At 48.3% G+C, this 24,940-nt stretch carries 18 protein-coding genes; 15 read left to right on the forward strand and 3 right to left on the reverse strand.

Translation table 11 applies throughout. The features are described from left to right. The first annotated feature begins 44 nt into the window (after positions 1-44). The 3 genes from NG795_RS10315 (at position 45) to NG795_RS10325 (ending at position 5,260) form a co-directional block, all read left to right on the forward strand. Positions 45-923, forward strand: coding sequence for a Tab2/Atab2 family RNA-binding protein (locus NG795_RS10315; RefSeq protein WP_367288581.1), 879 nt, complete (start codon positions 45-47; stop codon positions 921-923). 137 nt (positions 924-1,060) lie between these two features. Then, positions 1,061-2,374, forward strand: coding sequence for a TldD/PmbA family protein (locus tag NG795_RS10320; RefSeq protein ID WP_367288582.1), 1,314 nt, complete (start codon positions 1,061-1,063; stop codon positions 2,372-2,374). Positions 2,375-2,557: 183 nt separating this feature from the next. Further along, a complete protein-coding gene (locus NG795_RS10325) occupies positions 2,558-5,260 on the forward strand; it encodes a chloride channel protein (RefSeq protein ID WP_367288583.1) in 2,703 nt (900 codons plus the stop codon). Between the two features lie 124 nt (positions 5,261-5,384). Here the strand turns inward: NG795_RS10325 and NG795_RS10330 are convergent, their stop codons facing one another. Further along, complete coding sequence (locus NG795_RS10330) at positions 5,385-6,515, reverse strand: cob(I)yrinic acid a,c-diamide adenosyltransferase (protein ID WP_367288584.1); 1,131 nt, start codon at positions 6,513-6,515, stop codon at positions 5,385-5,387. Between the two features lie 20 nt (positions 6,516-6,535). Here NG795_RS10330 and NG795_RS10335 point away from each other — a divergent pair, with 20 nt between their 5' ends. The 6 genes from NG795_RS10335 to NG795_RS10360 all read left to right on the forward strand — a co-directional run bounded on the left by NG795_RS10335 (position 6,536) and on the right by NG795_RS10360 (position 11,126). After that, a complete protein-coding gene (locus tag NG795_RS10335; protein ID WP_367288585.1) occupies positions 6,536-6,673 on the forward strand; it encodes a hypothetical protein in 138 nt (45 codons plus the stop codon). 337 nt (positions 6,674-7,010) lie between these two features. Further along, positions 7,011-7,532, forward strand: a complete 522-nt coding sequence (gene fraC / locus NG795_RS10340; RefSeq protein ID WP_367288586.1) for a filament integrity protein FraC — start codon at positions 7,011-7,013, stop codon at positions 7,530-7,532. A gap of 117 nt (positions 7,533-7,649) precedes the next feature. After that, complete coding sequence (locus NG795_RS10345) at positions 7,650-8,639, forward strand: DUF5357 family protein (protein WP_367288699.1); 990 nt, start codon at positions 7,650-7,652, stop codon at positions 8,637-8,639. A 144-nt stretch (positions 8,640-8,783) separates the two neighbouring features. Continuing rightward, positions 8,784-9,557, forward strand: a complete 774-nt coding sequence (locus NG795_RS10350) for an ABC transporter permease (RefSeq protein WP_367288587.1) — start codon at positions 8,784-8,786, stop codon at positions 9,555-9,557. 179 nt (positions 9,558-9,736) lie between these two features. Beyond that, positions 9,737-10,567: an ATP-dependent sacrificial sulfur transferase LarE gene (larE, locus tag NG795_RS10355; RefSeq protein ID WP_367288588.1), complete on the forward strand. Its 831-nt coding sequence runs from the start codon at positions 9,737-9,739 to the stop codon at positions 10,565-10,567. A 91-nt stretch (positions 10,568-10,658) separates the two neighbouring features. After that, positions 10,659-11,126: a phosphate-starvation-inducible PsiE family protein gene (locus NG795_RS10360; protein ID WP_367288589.1), complete on the forward strand. Its 468-nt coding sequence runs from the start codon at positions 10,659-10,661 to the stop codon at positions 11,124-11,126. 26 nt (positions 11,127-11,152) lie between these two features. On the opposite strand, the gene NG795_RS10365 is transcribed toward NG795_RS10360, so the two are convergent. Then, positions 11,153-12,511, reverse strand: coding sequence for a methyl-accepting chemotaxis protein (locus NG795_RS10365; protein ID WP_367288590.1), 1,359 nt, complete (start codon positions 12,509-12,511; stop codon positions 11,153-11,155). Positions 12,512-12,903: 392 nt separating this feature from the next. Then, positions 12,904-14,556 (reverse strand): hydroxylamine reductase, encoded by a 1,653-nt coding sequence (gene hcp, locus NG795_RS10370; RefSeq protein ID WP_367288591.1) that lies wholly within the window; start codon positions 14,554-14,556, stop codon positions 12,904-12,906. Between the two features lie 333 nt (positions 14,557-14,889). Between hcp and NG795_RS10375 the strand changes: the two genes are divergently transcribed. From NG795_RS10375 to NG795_RS10400, 6 genes are all read left to right on the forward strand, one after another. Next, positions 14,890-15,588 (forward strand): Crp/Fnr family transcriptional regulator, encoded by a 699-nt coding sequence (locus NG795_RS10375; protein WP_367288592.1) that lies wholly within the window; start codon positions 14,890-14,892, stop codon positions 15,586-15,588. A 741-nt stretch (positions 15,589-16,329) separates the two neighbouring features. Continuing rightward, a complete protein-coding gene (locus tag NG795_RS10380) occupies positions 16,330-18,021 on the forward strand; it encodes an NB-ARC domain-containing protein (protein WP_367288593.1) in 1,692 nt (563 codons plus the stop codon). A 158-nt stretch (positions 18,022-18,179) separates the two neighbouring features. Then, positions 18,180-19,085, forward strand: coding sequence for a protein kinase domain-containing protein (locus NG795_RS10385; protein WP_367288594.1), 906 nt, complete (start codon positions 18,180-18,182; stop codon positions 19,083-19,085). A gap of 1,018 nt (positions 19,086-20,103) precedes the next feature. Continuing rightward, complete coding sequence (locus tag NG795_RS10390; RefSeq protein WP_367288595.1) at positions 20,104-21,504, forward strand: HEAT repeat domain-containing protein; 1,401 nt, start codon at positions 20,104-20,106, stop codon at positions 21,502-21,504. A gap of 328 nt (positions 21,505-21,832) precedes the next feature. Then, the gene (locus tag NG795_RS10395; protein WP_367288596.1) at positions 21,833-23,560 is read left to right on the forward strand and encodes an iron uptake porin; all 1,728 of its coding nucleotides are present in this window, start codon (positions 21,833-21,835) and stop codon (positions 23,558-23,560) included. Positions 23,561-23,922: 362 nt separating this feature from the next. Beyond that, complete coding sequence (locus NG795_RS10400; protein ID WP_367288597.1) at positions 23,923-24,900, forward strand: LysR family transcriptional regulator; 978 nt, start codon at positions 23,923-23,925, stop codon at positions 24,898-24,900. Positions 24,901-24,940: the final 40 nt, after the last annotated feature.

Consider the following 24,940-nt stretch of genomic DNA (forward strand, 5'->3'; position numbering starts at 1 on the left):
TCGCTCATAGAGAAAGTAGGCTGGGAAAACGGCGCAAAATATCGATGAGCAAAACGTGGGAACTAGATTTTTACTCCAAACCGATTCTCGATGAGAATGGCAAAAAGCGCTGGGAAGTGCTCATCTGTGAGAGTCCGACCGATACCTGCTCCACGGAAGAGTTGTTGCGCTTTTCAAAATATTGTTCCAGTAGCGAAGTCAATTCGATGTGGTTAGGAGATGCCATCAACGAAGCGATCGCCCTGGCTGGCAAACCGCCGACGCAGATTCGCTTTTTCCGTCGCCAGATGAACAATATGATCACAAAAGCCTGCAAGGATTTGGGAATTACCTCCAAACCCTCCCGGCGGACTGTCGCGCTATACCGTTGGTTGCAGGAACGGATGGACACCATTTATCCCTTAGAACCGGGGTTTCAAGGGGCGGGGTTAACTCCTTCGGTGCAATTTGAAACGCCGAAACCGGAACGCCTTCCCGATGCGCTACAGGGCGATCGCTGGGCATTCGTCACCTTGGAGGCGGGTAGCTTTGCAGAAATGAACGAGTGGGATATTGGCTTTAAAGAAGCCTTTCCCATTTTAGGTGAAAAAAGTTTAGTGCCTCAGATCAGCACAGACACCATCATTCCGGGGATGATTGTCTTCTCAAACCGGGCGAAAGCCCTAGCGGGATGGATGTCAGGACTAGAGTTAGGGTTTTTGAAGCCCGAACTGGAAGAACCCGGACAGGTGGTTTTAGAAACCGGGTTTAATGAGCGATGGATTTTGGCGAATTTAACAGATAAAACCACTCGCGCCGAAGCGGCTGGATTTGCCGAAACCAAGGATAAAGCCCAAGGGGTGCATTTTTTAGCCATTCAAACCGATCCCAATTCGGAATCTTTTGCCGGATTTTGGCTATTACAGGAACTCAACTTAGCGTAAAGTTGTGAAGTGTGAAGTCTTGTCGCGTCCGCAACATCCAGTTGCGTTCTACAAGTGTGAACTGTTGGGGAAAGAGATTTCTGATTTTACCCTAGCTGTTTCACCCTTCACCCTTCATCCTTCATCCTTGAATTCTCATGGGGTCTGAACATTTGCAAGCAGAGGAACTGCCAGAACAGCTCTTAGATCTGGCTCATCATGCAGGGGTCGAGGCGGCGGAGGTGTTTCAGTCGCGATCGCACTCTCGCCCTGTTTATTTTGAGGCGAATCGTCTCAAACAACTCGAAAGTGCGCAATCTGAAGGCACGGCGCTGCGACTCTGGAAGAATGGGCGTCCGGGTTTAGCCGTCGCCTATGGGCCGGTAGACCCGAAATCCTTGGTGGAAAAGGCGATCGCCTTGAGTACCTTGGGACAGCCGGAAACCATTGAAATGACGGACAACCGTTCCGCATCCTATCCCGATTTAGGGGAAATGGTCCCGGTGGAACAGTTGCTCGACTGGGGAAAAGAGGCGATCGCCTTGATTCGCGATGCCTACCCAGAAATTCTCTGCAATGGAGAATGGGATTGCGATAGCGAAACCACCCGCCTGCTTAACTCCAATGGTCTGGATTGTAGCTATAAAGACACGACTTTAAGTTGCTATCTCTCCGCTGACTGGATTCGCTCAGAAGATTTTCTGAGTGTATCCGACGGCCAAACCCAACGCATAAGTCTCGAACCAATTGGAGTGGCTCAACAAATTTTGCAACGTTTAGCCTGGAGTCAAGAAAATGCTCCGGCAATTAGTGGCCGAATCCCTGTCTTATTTACCGCCAAAGCAGCGGATATGCTCTGGGGAACGGTCCAAGAAGCCATCAATGGTAAGCGAGTCTGGGAGCAGTCCTCTCCCTGGAGCGATCGCCTCGGGTCGCCAATTGTTTCAGAGTCTCTAACCATTTCTCAAGAACCAGAGGCGGGGCCTTATAGTTGTCCCTTTGATGATGAAGGCACCCCCACCCAACGGATTATTTTTATTCAAAATGGGGTGCTCCAGCAGTTCTACAGCGATCGCACCACCGGAAAATTACTAGGAATCGGCACCACCGGCAACGGATTTCGCCCCGGTTTAGGCAGTTATCCCACTCCGGGTCTGTTTAACTGGCTCATCCAACCGGGTTCTAAATCTTTAGCTGAATTGATTGCCGGATTAGATGAGGCGATCATTGTGGATCAAATGCTCGGGGGTTCTACGGGAATTTCTGGGGATTTTTCCATTAATGTAGACCTCGGTTTCCGGGTCAAAAACGGTCAGGTCATCGGGCGTGTCAAGGATACAATGGTGGCTGGAAATGTCTATACTGCTCTTAAACAAGTCATCGACATCGGGGGGGATGCCGAATGGAATGGTGCTTGCTATACCCCTTCTCTAATTTTAGAGGGCCTCTCGGTTACGGGAAAAACTTATTAGATTTGATTGTCATTGGTCATTGGTCATTGGTCATTAGGGGGCAGGAATTGATAATTGATAATTGATAATTGATAATTGTCAATTGTCATTGGATGCTGGTCATTGGTTCTTTCGTTTAATGACAAATGACAAATGACAAATGATACAAATTTCCCCACTTAAATATTCATAGCAAACGAGATCATGTGGCTCCAGTCCCTTTCCTCGTATAGTTGGGTAGTGGCAAGGCTTAGAGCTTTTTTCCTGAGACCAAAACGGCTTGCCATGTTTGAAGCCTGTTTAATAGGTTTGGTCTCTGGACTGGCGGCGGTTTTTTTGAAACAAGGGGTGGGATGGTTGGGAGGATGGCGGATTTATGCGTCGTTCAATCTGCCTTCTTGGATTGGGTTGCCGATGATTGGACTCATGGGAGGCGCGATCGCCGGATTTCTCGTCGAACGCTGTGCCACGGAAGCGGCAGGGAGTGGCATTCCCCAGGTCAAGGCGGCCCTAGCCGGAGTACCGTTATCCCTAGATTTACGAGTCGCCTTCATTAAATTAGTCAGTACCGGGATTACGGTGGGATCGGGCTTGACCTTGGGGCGGCAGGGTCCAACGGTGCAAATCGGTGCGGCGATCGCCGCTGAAATTGGCCGATGGTTTCCCACCTCCCCGGATTACCGAAGGCAACTGATCGCCGCTGGTGCAGCCGCCGGTTTAGCCGCTGGTTTTAATGCCCCCCTCGCTGGCGTGCTGTTTGCCGTTGAAGAACTTCTCTGTGATATTTCGGCCTTCTCCCTAGGGCCAGCTATCCTCGCCTCATTTATTGGGGCCGTTGTCTCCCGCATTTTAGGGGGAAAAAGTCTTGACTTAAATTTAAGCGCAACGGGCTTTCAATCTCAATTCACCGCCCCAGAAATCCCGTTCTACCTGATTTTAGGCATCCTCTCCGGTTTGCTGGGGACCCTCTTCACCCAAGGCATTATCGCCAGTATTAAATTCAACCGGAAGGTGATCCGAGTGCCCTTGCCTTGGCGGATGGGACTGGCGGGATTAATTTGCGGCGTGGCGATCGCCCTGTTACCCCCGTTATTTCGCAATAATAGCGGCTTGCGGGAGTTCTTGCTCACCGGCTCCCCCACTGCCGGAGCCTCGGCGATCGCCTTCCTCAGTCACTTTTGCCTGACCATTATTGCCGCTGGATCCGGCGCACCGGGAGGTTTATTCGCCCCTTCCCTGATTCTCGGTTCGGCTTTAGGCTATCTCGTAGGCATTTGGGAATTTTCGGTCCTCGGTGCCGGATTACCCACCACTTACGCCCTAGCAGGCATGGGCGCTTTTTTCTGTGCGGTTTCCAAAGCCCCCATTACCGCCGTCGTGATGATTTTTGAGATTACCACGGACTTTAATTTAGTCCTCCCCCTGATGATTGGTTCCCTGGTATCTTATCTCGTCGCGGAAATGGCTGAAAGCGGTTCTTTGTATGATAAGTTACTCAAACTCAATGGCATTGACCTCAAAGCAGAAGCCACCCCGAATGCGATTCTCAGTGAAATTCGCGCAGCCGATGTCATGCAGCGCCGAGTGGAAACTTTAACCCGCGAAACCTCCATTGAGGAAGTCGTCCAGGCATTCTCTCGCTCTCATCATCGCGGATTTCCGGTCCTAGAGGGGGGGAAATTAGTGGGAATGGTGGCTCAGTCGGATTTGGCCAAAATCTCTAAGCTGAATTTACCCCCGGATACCATCCTGGAAAAGATTATGACTCCCCAGGCGGTGAAAGTCTCCCCAGGGGATACCTTGATGGAAGTGCTGTTTCAACTCAACCGCTACAATCTCAGCCGCGTGCCGGTGACGGAAGGCAGAAAGCTGGTGGGGATTATTACGCGCACGGATATCATTCGGGCGGAAAGCGATCGCCTCACGGGAAAACAGGGATTTGGACCGCACCCCGAACCGTCCTATCTGGTCTATCAGACGCGATCGCCCGCCACAGGTCAAGGGCGCTTACTCGTCCCCCTGGCTAATCCTGAAACCGCCCCGGCATTGCTCCGCTTGGCTGTGGCGATCGCCCATCAGCGCAACTATGAACTGGAATGTCTGCAAACCATTGTCATCTCCCGTCACCAATCCCCCGATGAAACCTCTGTGACAACGATTCCCTCTCGTCGGTTATTGCGCCTTGCTGAACGCATCGGTCGGGATTGGAATGTGCCCGTGCATACTCAAGTTCGCGTGGCCCATGATGTCGCCCAAGCCATGCTGGAAACCATTGATGAGCGACATATTGACCTGATGTTGATGGGATGGAAAGGCAGTACCGGCACTCCCGGGCGGATTTTTGGGAATGTGGCGGATACCATCATTCGCCAAGCCCCTTGCGATGCAATTTTGGTGAAAATGGGTAAAACCTCCTTCTCCCCCTCGCGACGCAGGCCGGAAACCCCCCGTTCAGGCAAGATTTCCGTCTTGACAACTGGACTGGAGCGCCCCCTCCCCCGTCCTCGGTCGTTTCAACGATGGCTGGTTCCCATTCGCGGTGGGCCGAGTGGTTTAGCAACGGTGAAATTACTCCCCGGATTGGTGTCGATGACCACTAATCCTGAAATTCGCCTCTGTCAAGTGTTTGGGCCCGGAACTTATGGCTCCGATCAGGGGGTCCTTGACCAGGCTTTGGCCTTTCTGGAACGGCAAGTCACCTGTCCGGTGATTTCAACCTCCCTCTGCGCCAACTCGGTTGAGGATGCGCTGATTGATTTGGCCCAAAAAGACCAATGTGATGTAATTGTTCTCGGTGCCAGTCGGGAAGGGTTACTGCACTCGGTGGTCAAGGGGAATATCCCGGAGGCGATCGCCCGCAATTGTGATTGTACCGTGATGCTGGTTCGCACTGGGAGCGCTAGTTGAAGGATGAAGGATGAAGGATGAAGGATGAAGGATGAAGTTGTAGGGTGGGCACTGCCCACATAGCTGTTCGGTGGGCATTGCCCACCCTACAATTGCTACAATTGCTAACAACCCATGACCCAATTTAAAAATCAACACCGCGCTTGAGTTCTACCCCGTGATTGGCATAATGTTTGTGACAGAAGACTTCTGAATGAACACTGGCTAATTCAAAATAGGCGGGAATATTTTGACAGCGCCCGGTGATAATGATTTCCGTGTCTTTGGGTTTGCGGAGTAAGGCATCAACAATGGGTTGAACTTCCAGCAGTTCTAAGTCAACGGTGGGATTGAGTTCATCCAGGACAATGGTTTTGTAGAGTCCCGAGGCGATCGCCGATCGCGCAATTTCCCATCCTCGTTCTGCCTCCACATAGTCAATTTCTTTCTGTTGACCCCGCCAGACAATGGCATCACCGCCACAGCGCTGATGATCCACCAAATTAGGGTAACTGTGACGCAACGCGGCGATCGCTGCATCTTCCGTATAGCCACTTCCCCCCTTCAACCACTGCACAATCAGCACCCGATGGGATTGATCGTGACTGATTCCCTTCCCGATCGCCTGCAACGCCTTACCCAAGGCACTGGTAGACTTACCTTTTCCTGCACCCGTATAAATTTCAATCCCATCAATGCCATTTTCCGCCCCTCCGGCATGATAGTGGGACTTCATTTCCGAATGTAAATCCGCAATGTCTAATAAAGCTGGGGGTGCCGATCGCCCCGTGGCAATAACTTCCAGATGTTCCGGTTTATGATCCAGGGTGCGAACCACCTCCTCAGTCGAGAGTAATCCTAAATCCAGAACCGGATTGATTTCGTCCAACACCACCACCGAATAGAGACCCGAGGCGATCGCTCCTTTTGCCACATCCCATCCCCGTTGCGCTTCCAGTCGGTCAAACCTTGTGATTTCATCAGGACCAAAAAACTCCGCCCTTCCCGTGCGAACCTGATCAATCAGATGCGGAAAACCCCGTTGCAGAGCCTCGATCGCCGCATCTTCCTCATAATGCCGTGCCGGACCCTTGAGAAACCGCAACAACAGCACTCTGCTTTGTAGGGGCGTATTAATACCCAAGCCAATCGAACGCAGCACGACTCCAAGGGCCGCCTGGGATTTCCCCTTCCCCGCGCCATCATAAACGTGAATCTGACCTACAATGCGCTCTTGAGAAACAGCCGTGCGAATGCCGATGCCAGTTCTTGTCATAGCTCGTTTATATTTTATGAATGCCTTCACCTCTTATTATCCGAGTTCTCGTCCCCTTTTCCCTAATTGGTGGCAGATTGGCGGATGGGGGAGATGGGGAGGATGGGGGAGATGGGGAGGATGGGGGAGATGGGGAGGATCTTCGTAGTAACGACTGAAGTCGTTCTCTTCAGTTCGTAGTAACGACTGAAGTCGTTCTCTTCAGTTCGTAGTAACGACTTCAGTCGTTCTTCCCCGTTCGTAGTAACGACTTGCTGTCGTTTCTTCAGTTCGTAGTAACGACTTGCTGTCGTTTCATGCCTGAATCGGTGACACTCAATATGAGGGGCTTAAGCGCCGATGAAGGAACTGGAGGATCCAAACATGGGAGCGTTACTTGGCGAATGCCAAGTAACGCGGTAACGACTAAAGTCGTTACTACGAACATCTCCCCCATCCTCCCCATCCCCTCTCCCAGTCAGGTAGAATAGGCAAGATTAGGAGCCAATAGCCATTATGGTTTTTCCTCTGCCCACAATTTTACTTCAAACCTTTTTTTTAACAATTTCCGTCGCCATTGAATCCTCCGTGTTTTATGCGCGCTGTCAAGTCAGCCGAAAAACTAGCGTTGAATATGCACTGACGATTAATTTAATTTCCGCTTGTGTGGGCTGGATATTCTTCTTCTATATTGAGCCTGTTCTTTCACCTCCTCTCAAAATCCAACTCGTTACTTATGTTTTTTTAAATAAACTGGGAGAGGGGGGTCTTTCTTTAATCTTTATCATCGGATTTTTCGTGTTTTGGGCTAATTTTTCAATTAAGCTAATTAGCTTAAATTTATTTAATAAACTTGTTGATTACGCTTACCCCCTTCAACCAGAGGCTGAACTAGAAGAAAACTCTAGATATTACACTCGAAAAGTCAAAAAAGCCCCCGAGCGCCGCCAAGCAATGGCTGTTTTATGGGGTCATTCCTATAGTCATAGTGTTATTTTATTAGTTTTATGGTTAAAAAATCTTCAAAATACCAGTTGAGATTCTTCGAGATGAGAACCGGAGCAAATAAGGTTTTAAATTATAAGAAAATCAGGCATAAATATCGCACTTTTGAGTTGCTTATTACTCCTGTTATTCACCTATCTACCGACTAAAATGCTCAAATACTGTATTGATAGATTGAGACCTCCCCGACCTTTTTGTTGGGAAACTTTTATTTTATTAAGCATATTTTCTTGGTTGCTCTCTGCCTTTTCCTGGCTGCTTGTTCCCCCGGCTGAGAATGCCTATCATTTCACCCATACCGGGGGATTGATATTTTTTGTGGTGGGAACGGCTTGGTGGCAATGGGAACGACCGATAACACTATTTGGCATCAAGATAGGTCCTTGGATTGTGGGATTATTACTCAGTCTTATTTTGTTCGATGATTTATCTGAAAATTGGCGGCATCAAGCAATGGTTGTCACTTGGCCCCTGCTGACTGGTTCGGTGCGGTCCCTGCCGAAATTTTTTAGAGGGCGACTCTTACCCAGTTGGCCTCCTATCTCAATTCGTAAAGAATTAACGGTGATGTTTTTATTTCATGTTTTGGTAAGTTTATGGTTACAATTTGGGTTTGTAATGAATCAGTGGTTAAAGGAGTATCCCACCTTATTAGCAGAAGATTTTACCCGCAGTTCATTTGCTATTTCCCGAGGAATTGAGGCACCGGAAATCCCCCAAGGAAATATCATGATTAACGAGATGGAAGCTTTCCTTCGGGAACAGATGGATGGGCAACAGTGGCCCCGAGCAAATCAAGTGATTTCGGGATTGCTAGAAAACCGAATTGACATTGATGAGGCGGTTAAGAAAAGGTTACCGGAGATTGAAGAAAATGAATGGTGGACATTGCGGGGAACGGTGATTCAGCGTCAAGCAGGATTTGGCATCACCTTATTGGCAATTTTTGACGGGGTGCCCTTAGTATCGGAGGACTATTATCTGGAAAAATCCTGCGAAATCTCACGGACCTTTCGGCAACGGGGACCGGCGAGCAGTCGCCCCCCCGCAGAGGCGTTAGATCGGGCTGAGGTAGAGTGCGGACCTGCCAGCGATCGCAAATCCGGACCCATCCCCTCCCAAGGGCAAGGCTTCGATTAAAATAGAAATAGAGAGGCGATTCTCAGGCATAGATTGACTGGGCCACGTCCCTTGATTTTTCTATTGCATTTTAGCCCCTATTCCTTTAAAATTTTCTCATAGCAAAATCGATAACAGTTGAAATTAAAGCGAGGAGGTGTCTTGGTGAACCCAGGCAGAACGTTAGCGATCGCAAACAATGTCTTTTGGGAAGTGATTCGCGCTCGCGTCCTCTATTTTATCATGGTGTTTGGGTTATTTTTTATCGGGGCAATGCGCCTCATTCCAGAATATGCTGTTCTCACTGAGGATAAAATTCTTCTGGATTTGGGAATTGCGGCGATCGGCATTTTGGGATTAATCGTTGCGGCATTTGTCGGAACTGCACCGATCCAAAATGAAATCGAAAATCGCACGGTTCTTGTTTTGTTGGCTAAACCCATTAGCCGCGCTGAATTTATCGTGGGCAAACATCTGGGGCTCTGTGCTGTATTGGCGGTCCTGATTACGGTGACGATGGGGTTATATTTAGGGTTGATGAGTTTATCTCAGATAAACTATCCCCTGTTGAGTCTGCTTGTGGCGGCGTTTTATCTATTTTTAGAACTGTCTTTACTCACGGCGGTGGCGATCGCCTTAAGTGTCTTTACCAGTTCGTTACTGGCAACCCTCCTGACTTTTGCCGTTTATGTGATGGGACACCTCAGTGAGGATATCGTTGCCGCCGGTGAACTGAGTAAAAATCCCACGGTTGAAGCGATTACCCGAGGGTTATATTTAATCTTACCCGACTTATCCCGGTTAGACCTCAAAAATCAAGCCGTTTATGGGATATTACCCGATGCCATGACCTTGAGTTTCAATTTTATTTATGCCTTGTTTTACATCGTGCTGCTGTTGGCGATCGCTAATTTAATCTTTTCTCGAAAGGAATTTTAAACCGGCATTTTCCCTCTATTTCTAAGGGGTTATTCCTGTCAAAAATTAAGGCACCAACAAGAGAATTTTTCTCCCAAAGAGGCTGATAATTTCTAGGAACTTTCCAAAATCAACCCGGTTTCTAACCCCTGTACCGACCCCCCTTTTGACTGAATGACTATTTTTTACTCGAATCACTCATGCAACAACTCCAACAACTTCAACAAATTTTTCAAGAAATGGACCGGGCATTAATTGCCTATTCCGGCGGCATTGATAGTACCTTAGTCGCCAAAATTGCTTACGATACCCTGGGAAAAAAAGCATTAGCGGTTACCGCAGTTTCGCCCTCTCTCCTTCCCGAAGACTTAGAAGATGCGCGGATTCAAGCGGCAGAAATTGGCATTGCTCATGAAGAAGTAACCACTCAGGAAATGGCGAATCCCAATTACACCGCCAATCCCGTTAATCGCTGTTATTTCTGTAAAAGTGAACTCCATGATACCCTCAAACCGCTGGCGATATCTCGGGGATATCCTTATGTGGTGGATGGGGTGAATGGGGATGATTTGCATGACTATCGCCCAGGGATTCAAGCGGCGAAAGAACGAGGGGCGCGATCGCCGCTTGCCGAAGTCGGACTCACGAAAGTCCAAGTGCGTCAACTGGCGAAATTCTTAGACTTGCCTTGGTGGGATAAACCCGCCCAACCCTGTTTAAGTTCTCGCTTTCCTTATGGGGAAGAAATCACCGTAGAAAAGCTCCAAAGAGTCGGTCGCGCCGAGCGTTATTTGCGAAAATTAGGACTCAAAAATCTCCGAGTTCGGTCCGAAGGAGACAGCGCCCGCATTGAATTACCCCCGGAACAAATCAAGGAATTTGTCTTAATCACGGATTTGCCTGCGTTAGTGGCTGCCTTTCAAGAGTTTGGATTTATTTACGTTAATTTAGACCTAGAAGGGTATCGGAGTGGTAAACTCAATCAGGTCTTAACCCCCGAGGTGCTGGCAAAAGCACCGGCAGGAGTATAGGCGACAACCCGCCATCGGGTGACTGACGGATGATCGCCAGTTACCCAATGGCGGGTGGCTGTGCGAAGTCCTTTTATTTTTAAGTTAAACGATGAGACGTTTCAGAAGAGGGTATTCCCGACTGAGTGATAGTTTTAGAGATGATAATTTTGTTCATATCACGGAACAAATTCAGATTGTCATCGCCAAAGTGTTGTCAATTTTAATGATTATTATCATTTTAGTTGCCGTTTGTGACTTGATTATCTTTTTGGCCCAAGTTCTGTTTACGGAACCTGTGGGCTTTTTAACGAATACGTTATTTAAAATATTTGGCTTGTTCCTGAATATTCTGATTTCTATGGAAATTTTAGAGAATATTACAGCCTATATGAAAAAGCATACGGTGCAAGTGGAACTGGTGATTGTGACCTCCCTAGTTGCGGTTGCCCGAAAAATTATTATTTTTGACCTAGAAAAATATTCAGAATTTGCCTTACTGGGTTTGGCTGTTGCTATTTTTGCCCTATCGATTAGTTACTGGATTGTCCGCAGTCTCAACTCTAACTCACGCGCCTAAACTGAAGATACACCCGGGCAGTTTTGCTAAACCATTGTCTTTAAACTCCATGCTGCTTGATTGAGTTGCTGCATTCCCAGTTTGGTTTGACTGATGCCATTCACGGTTTCTTTTGCCCCATTGTTGATAGAATCCATTGCTTCAACTACTTGCTGAATAGCGTTAGCCTGTTCCTGGGCAGTCACAGAAATTCGGGCATTGTGGGTGAAAATTTCATCAATGGCATCGGCAACAGATTGAAAGGCTGCCGTCATCTTCTGGATACTTTCCACAGATTGTTCTACCTTTTTACTCCCTTCTTGGGTTACCTGTAAGGTGGAACTCATCGCAGTTTGAATATCAGCAACCAACTGTTGAATTTCTTCGGCAGATTTTTTACTGTGGTTGGCAAGCTGGCGAATTTCAGCCGCTACAATGTTAAATCCCTTTCCATCAATTCCGGTACGTTTGGCTTCTATAGCTGCATTTAAGGCTAAAAGATTGGTTTGATTCGCCATGCGACTGACCACATTGGAAATAGTTTCACTGCATCGGGTATGTTCTTTTAAGTCATTAATTTTATTATAAATTGCCTTAGAATTGTTTTGAACGCTCGCCATTTCTTCTAACAGTTCCTGCACGGTTTTACCTCCTTGCACGGCCAAATTAATGACAGCAGAAGCCGCTTTTTTTGCGGCGATCGCCTCTTGTGCGGACTCTTCTGAACTGTGACGAATATGGGTAGTGGTAGTGCTGGTTTGATGGACAGAAGCCGCTTGCATAGAAACCACCACTTCCTGTTGGGTGACGATCGCCGCTATCTCTGTGCAAGAGGAGGCGATCGCCACAATCGCTTTTTTGATTTGAGACTGGAGAATATGGGTGACCCAACAAATCCCCACTAATACGGCCAAATTTAATAAAAACAAAGTAATTTGACTGACTTGAGTTAACTGAACTTTCCCCTTGGCAAAATCTTCAGCCGCAAATACAGCAGCATTGGACAATGCAAAAAATATTTCACTCTCTTCCAGGAGAATCTCGTCTCCCTGGGGTGCATTTCTATGCTCTTGAATGGTGGCTTTTAGGGTAAACCACCCGGTTTGAACGGCCTGCATTTTCTGTAAAAAATTGGGATCGGTTGCCGGGGGAAGTTGTAAGTCGCGATCGCCTTCAATCAATCCCTGGATGATTCGCTCAATTTCATCAATTAAATCATCTTCTTCCACATCAGCCAGTTCTAACTTAACCAGTCTTTGGCCCGCACCTCGGATAATTCCGGCATGATTGACCACTCGACCATCATCACTCATGCGATTAATCAAATAGGAAACGGATACCACATTAATAAAAGAAGACGTAAATAGAGCAACGGCTGCAACAATTAACTGGGTCGTAGTTTTCATAATTTCGGGATTTAACGCAGTCTAGGGAATGGCTTGGAGCCTCACGACTCTTCCCCCATCGGGATGAATCGGAGTTTCCCCCAATTACTTTGCCAACCGTAACACTTTCAAGGTGAAATTCACGAGGGTATTTTTGCGTAGGTAACTCTCCCTAAAATTAACGAAAAAAAAGCCTGGTTTATCAACCGGACGGGTTAAAAATTCACCAACAAAAAAGCCCGCACCCTTAAGGGTGGGGCTATACGGACAAAGCCCGCCTGCGCGGGCTCCTCTATAAAAATGACTTTTCGTACCCAATCCGGGTGGTAAAAGTAGATTTTCTCTTCAGCCTGCGTAGGCAGGCTTCGTCCGTGTAGCCCCAGGCTTTAGCCTGCGGGTTTTTATAGACCAGATTATGCCTTGACACTCGTTCCTAAACAGGCGGCTAAATCTTCCTCGGGGGTGCCTATCTCCTTGAGATTGTAAGTCTGGGAAAGTAACTGAAACACATTCGGAGAAATAAACGCAGGCAGTGTTGGCCCTAAGCGAATATTTTTAATTCCCAAATGGAACAGGGTCAACAAAATCGATACGGCTTTTTGTTCATACCATGACAAAATCATCGACAACGGGAGTTCATTCACTCCCACCCCAAAGGCATTGGCTAAAGCTAGGGTAATTTGCACGGCTGAATAAGCATCATTACATTGACCCACATCCATCAAGCGCGGAATTCCCCCAATGTCTCCGAGTTCTTTATCAAAGAACCGGAACTTGCCACAAGCGAGGGTGAGCACAACGCAATCTTCCGGGACTTTTTCCACGAATTCGGTGTAATAGTTGCGGCTGGGTTTGGCCCCATCGCAACCGCCGACGAGGAAGAAGTGGCGAATATCTCCCCGTTTGACGGCAGCGATTACTTCATCGGCAACCCCCAAGACGGCATTCCGGGCAAATCCGGTGGTGACTTGGCGGGGGTCGCCGTTATCGGTAAATCCAGGCATGGATAAGCTACAGGCGATCGCAGGGCTAAAGTCGCGGTTTTCAATATGGGTCAGTCCGGGCCAACCTACAGGGCCACAGGTGAACACTCTATTAATATAGGAGTTGTGGGGAGGCATCAGACAGTTGGTGGTCATGACGATCGCCCCTGGGAATTTCGCAAATTCACGGGTTTGATTTTGCCATGCGGTCCCATAATGACCATACAGATGAGGATATTTCTGCTTGAGTCCCGGATACCCATGCGCTGGCAACATTTCCCCGTGGGTATAGACGTAAATCCCCTGGTTAGCCGTTTGTTTGAGGAGTTCCTCTAGGTCCTTGAGGTCATGACCCGAGACGAGAATCGCTTTACCCGGTTGGGTTCCCAGAGGAACGCGGGTGGGGACCGGATGACCATAGTTGCCTGTATTTCCGGCATCTAAGAGTTCCATCGCCAAGAGGTTGATTTCCCCGACTTTTAAGGCCATTTGTACCCAGTCTTCTAAGGTCAAATCCACGGAGTCAAGTCCGGCTAAGGCTTCATGACAGAAGGCATAGAGGCGATCGTCTTCCTGTCCCAGTTCTTGGGCATGGTAGGCATAAGCGGCGATGCCTTTGAGTCCATAAATAATGGTCAGTTTGAGGGAGAAAATATCAACATCTTTGGCAGATTTGGAGATAAATCCATATTCTACATCTCGACCTTGTTGGACTAATTCATCGAGGGTTGGGGCGGGTGCCAAGGTGGCGGGACCTTGGGGAAAACGGACCTCGGGGGCGACAGTTTGCAGTTGCGCTTTCAATCCATCCCGCAGGGCGATCGCCTGATGGATATATTGAACAAAACTTTCGGGGTCGAAGTTGACGTTGGTGAGGGTAGAAAACAGGGTTTCGCAGGTAAAGCGATCGGCATGGCGGTTAATAATTCCGTGTTTGCGGGCGGCGATCGCCACTTGTCCGAGTCCGCGCAATAAATGGGTTAATAAGTCTTGGAGGGCATCCACTTCGGGACTTTTTCCACAGGCACCCCATTGATAACAGGCTTCTCCACCGGCAGTTTGTTCGCATTGGCTGCAATACATGATGTTACCTCTCGATCGCTTTCGTCTTGTTATCTTTACTCTAAGTTGGCCCTCGGGTAATGTCTTTGACTTAAGTCAAAGAAAGCCAGATTGATACTCCCTTCTGTTCTCATCCAGGACTGAAATCCTCTCCAGGTTCGTAGTAACCCCTTCAGGGGTTTCTTTAAGATGACTCCTAAAGCAGTCACTACGAACATTTGAGGGATTTTATTTTTTGGAGTTTCCTCATGGATCAGTTCTGTGGGTGTGAGTTTTTCTTAACCCCATTCTGGATTAGCCAGTTTTGCCGGTACAATCAAATCAATGAGTTGATCCAGTCCCCGGAATCCAGTCTTGAAAGACCAATCCTTTGATAAACAAGCATTTCTTGCCCAAACTCCCCTGTTTCAGAGTTTACCGCCAGACCAACATCAGGCCCTTGCCCAGATTGCGATCGGCCAATCCTATCAGAAAGGAGAGGTGTTGTTTTGGGAGGGAGATGATGAAAGAGTTGGTTTTTTCATCGTGATTTCTGGTCGAGTTAAAGTGTTTAAACAATCTCCCTTAGGCAAAGAACAGATTTTGCAAATCTTTGCGGGGGGTCAGCATTTTGCGGAGGTGCCTGCTTTTGATGGTCAACCTTTTCCCGCTTCTGCTGCTGCCCTAGAGTCCACTCAGGTGTTATTCTTTCCCCGGACTGCATTCGTGGCTTTGATGCAAGCTCATCCCAATATTGCCATAACTTTGTTAGGAATTTTTGCCCGTCATCTGCGGTGGTTGGCAAAAGTGGTGGAAGATCTGTCTTTGAAGGATGTCCCGCAACGCTTGGCTGCTTATCTTCTTTATTTAAGTGATTCACCCCAGGGGAGTTTGGAACAAGTGGAATTGGATATTACGAAAGGGCAATTGGCGGCTTTTTTGGGGACGATTCCGGAGACTCTCTCTCGGGTGTTTGCAAAACTCAGCAGTGAGGGGGTCTTGGAGATTGAGGGGGCGCGGATTCGCTTGTTAGATTTGTCCCGGTTGCGGGCTTTGGCAGGAATGTCCGAGTGAGGGTGAGGGGTGATGTCGCCGGGATAGAACCCTTATACCTGGAGTTGGGGGAAACACAAAGCATAGTTCACCCTCCGGTTTCCTTTGGACTAATCGCAAGTTTTGTCACTTTTTGTTGCGTCAGTTGATTTTTTCTATCCCTTGTGTTAAAATTTCCCTCTTTTGGCCTAAGTATATATTCGATTATTCATCATATTCAACTAAAAGTTGCTCTCGTCGGGGTTGTCTTCCCAGCCCGGTAGAACTTGCGGTGTCCGAATGCTGCCTTGCCGAGGCAGGAACCTTTCCTCACGGAAGTGAGCAGGGATTGGGCTGGGGAATGCTTCCTGGAGATGTTTTCTGAACCCCTGAGTTAGAAAGAGGTGAGGGGAGGAAAAATTTTTATCTCTCTAGGGTTAAGTTTTTTCTAGGATGACTGAAATATCTGGGAGAGACTTGATTTTTTATTCAAAGTGCTGATCTGCATAATCTATAAAATATTGTCAAGTAGCTAAAGAAATAAACAGCCCAAAATGACCCGCTAGAACTGTCCAAACCCGGAGGGGAGAGGGGCTGGAACATTGATCAATCGGGTGAAATCTCGCTCATTAATCTCCCGGCATCATCCCCCCGAGGCGATCGGATTCAGGAGAAGACTAAATCCGTTAAAAATTTTTTGACTCGATCGCATTGGCGGGCAACAAATGCTTAGAAACACAGTATAATGAAAAACGTTGTATCGTTTGTAAAGATTTAGAAACCTTGACTAACCAAATTCCACCCGAATTTTTAACTGGAGTCGCTAAAGAACGAGGCGTTTCCGATGCGGAGTTAGAAACCGTCATGATGGCACTTGGCGGGAATTCCACCGCCGCGATCGCCACCATCCTCGGGATCAGCAACATTGCGGTTCGCAAACGACTCGGCGAAGTCTACAGAAAATTTAGCATTTACGGGCGTGGTCCGGGCAAACTGGCTGAATTGCGGCATCAGCTATTCTATCAATACCAAGCCCAAGAAACAGAAGCACCAGCACCCACCAAAACCAAAGCTAAAGCCAAAGCCGAACCGGCTAAAACTTCCCGCAAAAAAACTGAACCAGCCGCCGCCGAACCGGCTACTGAAGTCGTCTCCACCGGAAATCGTAGCCAAGATTGGGGTGAGTCGCCGGATGTATCCCAATTTTATGGACGCACCGAAGAACTTAAAATCCTAGAAGAATTAATTATCGATGAAAGCTCTCGGTTAGTCACTCTCTTAGGAATGACAGGTATCGGCAAAACTGTACTTTCCGTACAGATTGCCAAACAACTGGAAAGCGAGTTTGAGTTCGTGGTGTGGCGGTCCCTGAGTGCAACCCCCAAACTCGAAGACTTATTAGGGAATCTGCTGCAAACCCTTTCCACCCAAAAGAAACCGGATATTCCCGATGATCTCAGCGGCAGAATCTTACGCCTGCTAGACTTGCTGAAAAAGAATCGCTGCCTGATCATCTTAGACGATATCGATGCCTTGCTCAAGGGTGATGAACTCGCCGGGAATTATCGTCCAGAATTTGAAAATTATCGCGATTTCATCAAACGAATTGCCGAAACCCGTCATCAAAGCTGCTTCGTCCTAGTCACCACGGAAGAACCCGCTGAAATTGCCTTGTTGCATGGAGAAAAAGTCCAGACCCTGCAACCGATGGATTCCCACGAAATCGCCCGGGAAATCTTGGCCGATAAAGGAGTGGCTCCCACGGATAAAGAGTGGCTCGAACTGGTTAAACGCTATGGAGATAATCTGTTGGCGTATAAGGTTGTTGCCACAACCATTAAAGAATTCTTTAATGGAAATACGGCAACCTTTCTCAAAGCCACCGAGTTGTTTATCGAAGATACGCTGAATCAGTTACTCGCGCAGCATTTCGGGCGCTTATCTCCCTCAGAAGAAGAGATTTTGTACTGGTTGGCGATCGCCAAGAGTCCGGTTACTCTGTCCCGCTTGCGCGAGGATATGTTATTACCCGTATCCCTCTCGGATATGCTCAAAAACCTCGATTCTTTGGATCGCCGCGCTTTAATCGAAAAACAAGAAACCGCCAGCGACATTTTCTTCACCTTACAACCCTTGATGATGAAGTTTGTCACCACTAAATTAGTGGAAAATGCTTGTGAAGAGATTAAACAGTTGGTGAAGACTCAAAAACTATCCAGTTTAAGAATTTTAATCCAACATAATCTCGGCGCAGTGCAGACTCCCGCCAAAAAAGGTAAATCGGCTCCTCAAAAACCTCAAATGGTGCAACAAATTAAAAATCAGTTGCAACTTTTCGTGATGCGAAGTGGGGGATATGATGAGTTGATCGCTCAACTTGAAGCCATTGCTGGAAAACTTGAAGATAAAACCCAACGGGATGTGGGATATGCCAGCACTAACCTTCGTAACTTGCTTGCAATTATGGCGGGTTAAACTGGGTTTCCCCTAGGCGATCGCCTAGAGAACCCAATCCAACCGGGGGAAATTTGGCTTCTTGGAGACAGCTTTTACCAAACTAATGCTTTCACCGTTGCAAAAAAGCCAAGTTTCCCCTCACTCATCTTCAAGCCAATCATCTTCTAAAATGGGTTGTGAGTTACTGTATTAATCCCAACTGCATCCAGCGGGAAAATCCGGATACCGAGAGTCACTGCGGCAACTGCGGTTCTCCCTTGCTGATTTGCGATCGCTATCGCATCAAAACCCCCTTGCGAGAACCCAATCCGGCTTATCCCTGCGATATTTATGAAGTCCAAGATTGGGGGGAACAGGAATGGGGAACCCCCAAGGTGATGAAAGTCCTTAAATTTACGACTCAACCTGATTTTGTCCGCTTGTTTAAACAAGAAGCACGAGTTTTAATCTGGTTGCGACATCCGAGGATACCCCAGGTGGAACCGGGGGGATATTTTATCCTCACCCTTGGCGATCGCAAATCCCTCCAGGGGTTCGTCATGGAAAAAAAAGCCGGAAAAACCCTAGAACAACAGATTGAACAACAGGGTCCTATGGACGAAACCGTCGCGGGCAACTGGTTAGCACAGTTGATGGAGATCCTCCGCACAATTCATCAAGAAGGGGTGGTGCATCGAGATATTAAACCCAGCAATCTGATTCTCACACCTGATGGACAATTGCAACTGATTGATTTTGGCAGTGCCGCCGATCGCCACAGTAGAAGTACCCGGGTGGGAACCTCGGGTTATGCACCCCCGGAACAACTCCTCGGGGATACCCAACCCCAATCGGATTTTTTCGCGATCGCCCGGACTTGTTTATATGCCTTAACCGGGTTAACCCCCCTCGACTTTCCCCAAACTCCTCAAGGATCTCTCATCTGGCGCAGTCACCTTCGGGATCTCTCTCCCGAGTTAGCACAGTTACTCGATGACTTGATGGCACCCGACTGGCACAGTCGCCCCCAAACAGCACAAGCTATTTTAACCCGGTTAAAGTCATTCCAGATTCCGGCAACCCGGAGTCATCCCTCGGGATAAAAGCAATCCCCCCACTCAACATCTCCCTATATAGGAATATAGGAAGTCCTGCATGAGGAATTGGAGAGCAGATTGTACATCAATTTCTGTTTCGGTATATTAGACTTCAGGAAAAATTTTAAAAAGCCGATTGGCCTTTTTAAGGGGGGTTGGGCGGATCTATCCGGTATTTTGCAAGAGGTATATTGATAACGAGGGGCTATCCTGCCGGGATGGTCGGCTTTCATCGGTTTTCAGTTGTTCCGTGAGATGTCATGGAATGGTTTTGTTTGAGTTAGGACTGATACCCAGGGGAGAATGTAGCTCTCACTGTAGGCGGTATCGTAGATCAATCCTTTCTACTATCTATAAGCGGTGATGAAGTGTCCGTCCTGTTAGTTTGATTCATTATCTTATATGCAGCATTGATGCAATGTTTATTCTTGAGAAGATCCGTCACTTTGATCCCTAAACCCCTGAATTTAACTGTTACCTCTCACGCTTGACTGTTTTATTAAGGGGGCGATCGCAATCACCGTCCAATGAAAACACCCCGAGGCGCTGCACTGGAGCAACCGGCACTCCAGGCAGATTAATAGCATCTTTGAAGACAGTGTTAAGCAGCATTTGATACGCTTTGAAAATTTAATCTTGTTTTAAGCAAAACATAAAGTTAGGGTGGTGATATTTGGATGAGCTCCAGAGGAGAAAAAACCAGTTGTCTCTTTCTACAGCAACTGGCAAATCTGACTCTCATCGGGTCACAAAACCGGGTTTTGGTCCCTGGGTTCTCAAACGGTATTGGCGTTCTAGGCAGGGGTGTCAAATCCCTTAAACCAACTTGGTCAAATTAGATACCAAAGTTAGGTCAGAATGCAATTTACGGATGAGTCAAATTCGATTTAGGTATCAATGGGCCGGACCCTACTAGCACATCCAGCCCAAGCGAGGATAAATTGAAAGGGATAAAAGTTAGACTGGAACCCTTGTAACTTTGGCACCCCTTGCACCCCGACTCATTCAAAACCCACCCATCAATATGCCCCCAACACTCTCTAATCTGTTAGAACAAGCTAACGAAGCCGCAAAACAAGAAGATTGGCAATTGGTGACTCAATGTTTGGAAAAACTAGCCACGAGCCCAGGAACTGGTAGAGTCGAATCTCTATCCGTTGCCACGGAGGAACCGAACCGGCGATCGCCACAATTGAATCCCTCCTCCTTACTCGGTTTGGCGGATCAAGTCTTAGAATACGGTGATTTTCAACAACGATGGGAAGTTGCCAAAGTATTTCCCCGGTTGGGAACAGAGGCGATCGCCCCTCTGTTGGAGATTCTGGCTGACTCCGATGCGGAAGTGGAATTACGATGGTTTGCGGGTCGAATTCTCGGGGAGTTTCATACCCCAGATGCGATCGCTGCCTTGATTGAATTACTCAATAGCCCGGAAGAAGAATTAAACTCAATGGCAGCCAGTGCGTTGGCACAAATGGGCGAACCGGCGATCGCCGCTTTAACCCAGCAGTTAGCGGACTCTAATTCCCGTCCTTTAGCGGTGCGCTCCCTCGGGAAAATCCGCAATCCCGAAATTATCGAACCCCTTTTAAGTGTGGTTGGCGATCGCGATCCCCAAGTACGTTGCGAGGCGATCGCCGCCCTGAATAGCTATGATGACCCGCGCATCCCCCCGGTACTGGTGGAATCCATCCATGATTTCCATGCCTCGGTCCGTCGGGAAGCCACCATTGGCTTAGGATTATGCGCCATGCGACCCTCCTATAAAAACGATACCCAAGGCATCTACAAGGCGATCGCCTCAGAAATTGAGGAACTCCTGCGGGAACGTTTGTGGGATTTTAACCCCGGTGTCACCCATCAGGCGGCGATTTCCTTGGGACGGGTGGCAACGCCGAAAGCCGCAGCCTGCCTCGATGAAATTCTGGATTCCCCAGCGACCCCTATCCCTTTACAAATTAATGCGGTTCGCGCCTTAGCTTGGATGGGAACCCCCGAAGCCTTGGATTATTTAGAAAAAGCATTAGTCAGCCGCGAACATAAGAGTTCTACTCCCGAGGTAATCGCAGAAATTATCTCCTTACTGGGACGGATCGAAGCGCCCGAGTTGAAGCCAAAAGCGGCGCAGATGCTGATAGAACTGTTAAACCGCCAGCCAAAAACCGGGGGGAGAGACTCGATGCGCAGGGAACAAGCGATCGCCTCGGCGTTGGGTTATCTCGGACAAAAAACCAGTATAGAACCCCTGATTCAACTCTTAGCCACCTCTGAGGCGGGGGTTCGGTTTCATGCGATCGCCGCCCTGAAACAGATTGCGCCGGATCAAGCCTATTTCCAACTGCTGGAACTCTCCCATCAACCCAGTGCCAATCCCTCCCTTAAACAAGGTGTGGCAGTCGCGTTGGAAGAATGGGTAAAAAGTTAGGGAATTTTGACAAGGGGCGATCGGCCTAGGTTTGCCCTTGACCCTTCCTCTGTGGAACCCTCTGGGCAAGGGATTCCCCGGAGAACAGCCGTCAGCCTTTCCCCCTCTCCAGGGATTTATTCATGTAAGTTTTGCATGAAAGTTCGGGGATTTACGCATAAACCTCAGTTTTTTTGCAGCGATCGCTACAAAACCCACCGCTTGAGGATGAGATTTGTTGAGAGATTAAGACGCAGTTAACAAACGCGCGAATCCGATCAAACACCGGATCAAGTCGGATTCGTTGCAGCCAGGGATTCGTTCTTACATTCAGGACTATCTGCAACCCATGATGTCTCAACTCTCGTCAATCTTCATCCTGACTACCCCACTCCTCCTGGGGCTCAACTTACTGGGCATTCGGGCGGTTGCGGGTGAACCCGTCCCCTTGAATCAGTCCCCTGACCCTGTCAGCGAACCTGTCGCCCAGGAACTCAACCCGGATTTATTCGACTCAGAACCCTCGGCGATCGCCCTCCCCTCTCGGGAACTCCCCACGGACGAGGATGCTAACCGTCTGCAACAAATTGACTTCTATTCCCAAGCCAATCTGGACCTCGGTCCTTTAGAACAGGTTAACTCGGTTTCCGAACTCGCCGACGTCAGTCCCACCGACTGGGCGTTCCAAGCCCTCCAGAACCTCGCCTCCCGCTATGAGTGCCTCTTGGGATATGGCGATGGCACCTATCAGGGCAATCGGGCGATGACCCGATATGAATTTGCCACCAGTTTAAACGCCTGTCTCGAAGTCATCAATGCTCGCATCAATGAACTCGATTTAAACACGGGCGATCTCGACCTACTCACCCGCTTAACCCAGGACTTTTCTGCGGAACTCGCCACCCTCCGGGGTCGCGTAGACAACCTCGAACTGCGAACCGTTGAAATCGAAGCCAATCAGTTTTCTCCCACGACAAAACTCGCTGGTGAAGCCGCTTTCATCCTCGCCGATGCCTTCACCGATGATGCCGACGCTGAAACCGTCTTCAGCAATCGCGTTCGCCTCAACTTCGTTACCAGTTTTACCGGACGAGATAACCTCTTCACTCGCCTAGAAATGGGCAATATCGGCAACTCCTTTCAGCCCGTTTTAGGGACCAATGAAGGGCGCTATGCCTTTGATGGTGCGAACAACAACACCGTTACCCTCAACCGTTTGCACTATTTCTTTCCACTCGGCAACCAGTTAAGCGTGCGGATTTTCGCCAATGCTGGAGGTCATCACTTCTATGCCAATACCCTCAACCCCTTTTTAGAAGCAGGTGGCGGTGCAACCGGCGCATTCTCCCGCTTCGCTGAACGCAATCCCATTTATCGCTTCACCCTAGGCGGTTCCGGGTTAGGAGTTAAATTTACCCCCATCAATAATTTAGAAATTAATGCCGGTTACTTAGCCAATGAAGCCAAAACTCCCCTATCAGGCGCGGGTTTATTGGATGGCAACTATTCTACCCTCGGCCAGATTGTTTTTGGCAGTCGATTTCAGGTCGGTTTGACCTACGTTCATGCTTATGAAGGGACTTCTGCTCCCCGGTTTGGTTACGGTGGAACTGGGACAAATTTAGGGAATCTTTCTCCGGCGGCGCTTAATCCCCTCAGTCCCTCCTTGCGCGCAACCCCAGTTGTTAGCAACTCCTATAGTGTCAATACTTCCTTGCGAATTACGCCGAATTTAATTGTCGGCGGGTGGATTGCCAAAACCAGTGCGCGACTGATTGGATTGGGAGATGCGGATATTTGGAATTATGCCGCTACAGTGGTTTTACCGGATTTAGGAACTCCGGGGTCTTTTGCCAGCTTAATTGTCGGTGCTGAACCCCATTTAACCAATTTAGATGTACCGGGAAATCCGGATTTTTCCAAGGATACTCCCTTTCATATTGAAGGGCTTTACAAGTATCAAATTACTCCGAATATTTCCCTAACTCCCGGCTTAATTTGGTTGACAGCTCCCAATCAAAATAACGAAAATAGTGAGGTTTTCATTGGGACATTCCGGACCACATTTACCTTTTAAATTATTCCCATCTTCAAAGGTAAAAGTTTTCAACATAAAGCCCGTCCGGGCGGGCTGATTGAAGATGGGCGATCCATACCAGATTGAGTAGGTGACTTGTTTGCCGATCAACAGATCACCCTTCTCTATGCGGTCCTCTCCCCTGACTCCAGGGGAGGGGATTATAGTGGGGTCTCACCCGGAAGAGATTTCACGGGTCACTGCGATCGCCCTGCAGTTGTCCCGCATTCCCTGCAATTCATCCCCAGCTCAAGGCAAGGATAAAGAAAATTCCTAAAAATCTGGTATCAATTTGTACGAAAAATTTGAGGGTTTTCAGGTAAGATGAAAAATGCGGAAAAATCTTATTTGTCTCTCTATATATGCGCCTAGAGCAGTTACAAGCTTTTATGGCAATTGCTGATACGGGTAGTTTCCAACAAGCGGCCCGTCGATGCGGGGTCACCCAATCTACAATTAGCCGTCAAATTCAGTCTCTGGAAGCAGAACTGGGCTTACAGTTATTTCATCGCAGTGCTCAGGCCAAATTAACCTTGCCCGGAGAGCGATTTTTCCCCCATGCTCGCAAAATTTGTCAGGAATGGCACACCGCACAAGAAGAACTGAGCAATTTATTAGAAGGGAAACAGCCGGAACTCTGTGTCGCTGCAATTCACTCGGTTTGTGCTTATTATTTACCGCCTATTTTAAGAAAATTTTGTCGGCAATATCCAGAGGTGCAGTTACGAGTCACGGCATTAGGCAGCGATCGCGCTTTAAAAGTCCTCAAAGATGGCCTCGTTGATCTGGCGATCGTGATGAATAATCGCCTATTAACCTCTAATGCAGAAATGGTAGTTGACATTCTCTACAATGAGTCAATTCAAGTGTTAATGGCAGCCACTCATCCCCTGGCTCAATATGACCCCGTACCCTGGCAAGAATTAGCCCGCTATCCTCAAGTTGTTTTTAAAGATGGCTATGGAATGCAGCGGTTGGTTCAAGATATGTTTGCGAAACATAATTTGACTTTGCGTGCGGTGTTGGAGTTAAATACTCCCGATGCGTTTCGGGGGGTTGTACAGGAGGGCGACATGGTGGCGCTGTTGCCCGAATCAGCCTTAGTCGAAGCCCGTTGCGACCCGAAAGTTGCGATTCGCTCTCTACCGCGAGTGGAACATTTGGATTCTGCTTCCACCCCGTCCTCATTGAACGGAATTTACCCCACCGTGAGCGGGGATTCTTGTTGGAATCGGCAAGTGGTAATTGTCACGACGAGCGATCGCCTCCAAATTCCCCCGATTCAACATTTTTGGCAACTGGTTCATGACTTTTTGCCGCTCAAAGTTTCATCGGGTTAATGTCGGCAATTTTAGCTTGTTGTTCTCCGATATTTATGGG

This window comes from Laspinema palackyanum D2c (genome assembly GCF_025370875.1).
Lineage (GTDB): Bacteria > Cyanobacteriota > Cyanobacteriia > Cyanobacteriales > Laspinemataceae > Laspinema > Laspinema palackyanum.

Excerpts from the sequence above, each read along its gene's own strand:
- NG795_RS10315 (WP_367288581.1), top strand. The coding sequence starts at position 45 with ATGAGCAAAACGTGGGAACTAGATTTTTACTCCAAACCGATTCTCGAT.
- hcp (WP_367288591.1), bottom strand. The coding sequence starts at position 14,556 with ATGTATTGCAGCCAATGCGAACAAACTGCCGGTGGAGAAGCCTGTTAT.
- NG795_RS10365 (WP_367288590.1), bottom strand. The coding sequence starts at position 12,511 with ATGAAAACTACGACCCAGTTAATTGTTGCAGCCGTTGCTCTATTTACG.
- NG795_RS10360 (WP_367288589.1), top strand. The coding sequence starts at position 10,659 with ATGAGACGTTTCAGAAGAGGGTATTCCCGACTGAGTGATAGTTTTAGA.
- NG795_RS10325 (WP_367288583.1), top strand. The coding sequence starts at position 2,558 with ATGTGGCTCCAGTCCCTTTCCTCGTATAGTTGGGTAGTGGCAAGGCTT.
- NG795_RS10395 (WP_367288596.1), top strand. The coding sequence starts at position 21,833 with ATGATGTCTCAACTCTCGTCAATCTTCATCCTGACTACCCCACTCCTC.
- NG795_RS10400 (WP_367288597.1), top strand. The coding sequence starts at position 23,923 with ATGCGCCTAGAGCAGTTACAAGCTTTTATGGCAATTGCTGATACGGGT.
- larE (WP_367288588.1), top strand. The coding sequence starts at position 9,737 with ATGCAACAACTCCAACAACTTCAACAAATTTTTCAAGAAATGGACCGG.
- fraC (WP_367288586.1), top strand. The coding sequence starts at position 7,011 with ATGGTTTTTCCTCTGCCCACAATTTTACTTCAAACCTTTTTTTTAACA.
- NG795_RS10390 (WP_367288595.1), top strand. The coding sequence starts at position 20,104 with ATGCCCCCAACACTCTCTAATCTGTTAGAACAAGCTAACGAAGCCGCA.
- NG795_RS10345 (WP_367288699.1), top strand. The coding sequence starts at position 7,650 with ATGCTCAAATACTGTATTGATAGATTGAGACCTCCCCGACCTTTTTGT.
- NG795_RS10335 (WP_367288585.1), top strand. The coding sequence starts at position 6,536 with ATGCCTTCACCTCTTATTATCCGAGTTCTCGTCCCCTTTTCCCTAATT.
- NG795_RS10330 (WP_367288584.1), bottom strand. The coding sequence starts at position 6,515 with ATGACAAGAACTGGCATCGGCATTCGCACGGCTGTTTCTCAAGAGCGC.
- NG795_RS10320 (WP_367288582.1), top strand. The coding sequence starts at position 1,061 with ATGGGGTCTGAACATTTGCAAGCAGAGGAACTGCCAGAACAGCTCTTA.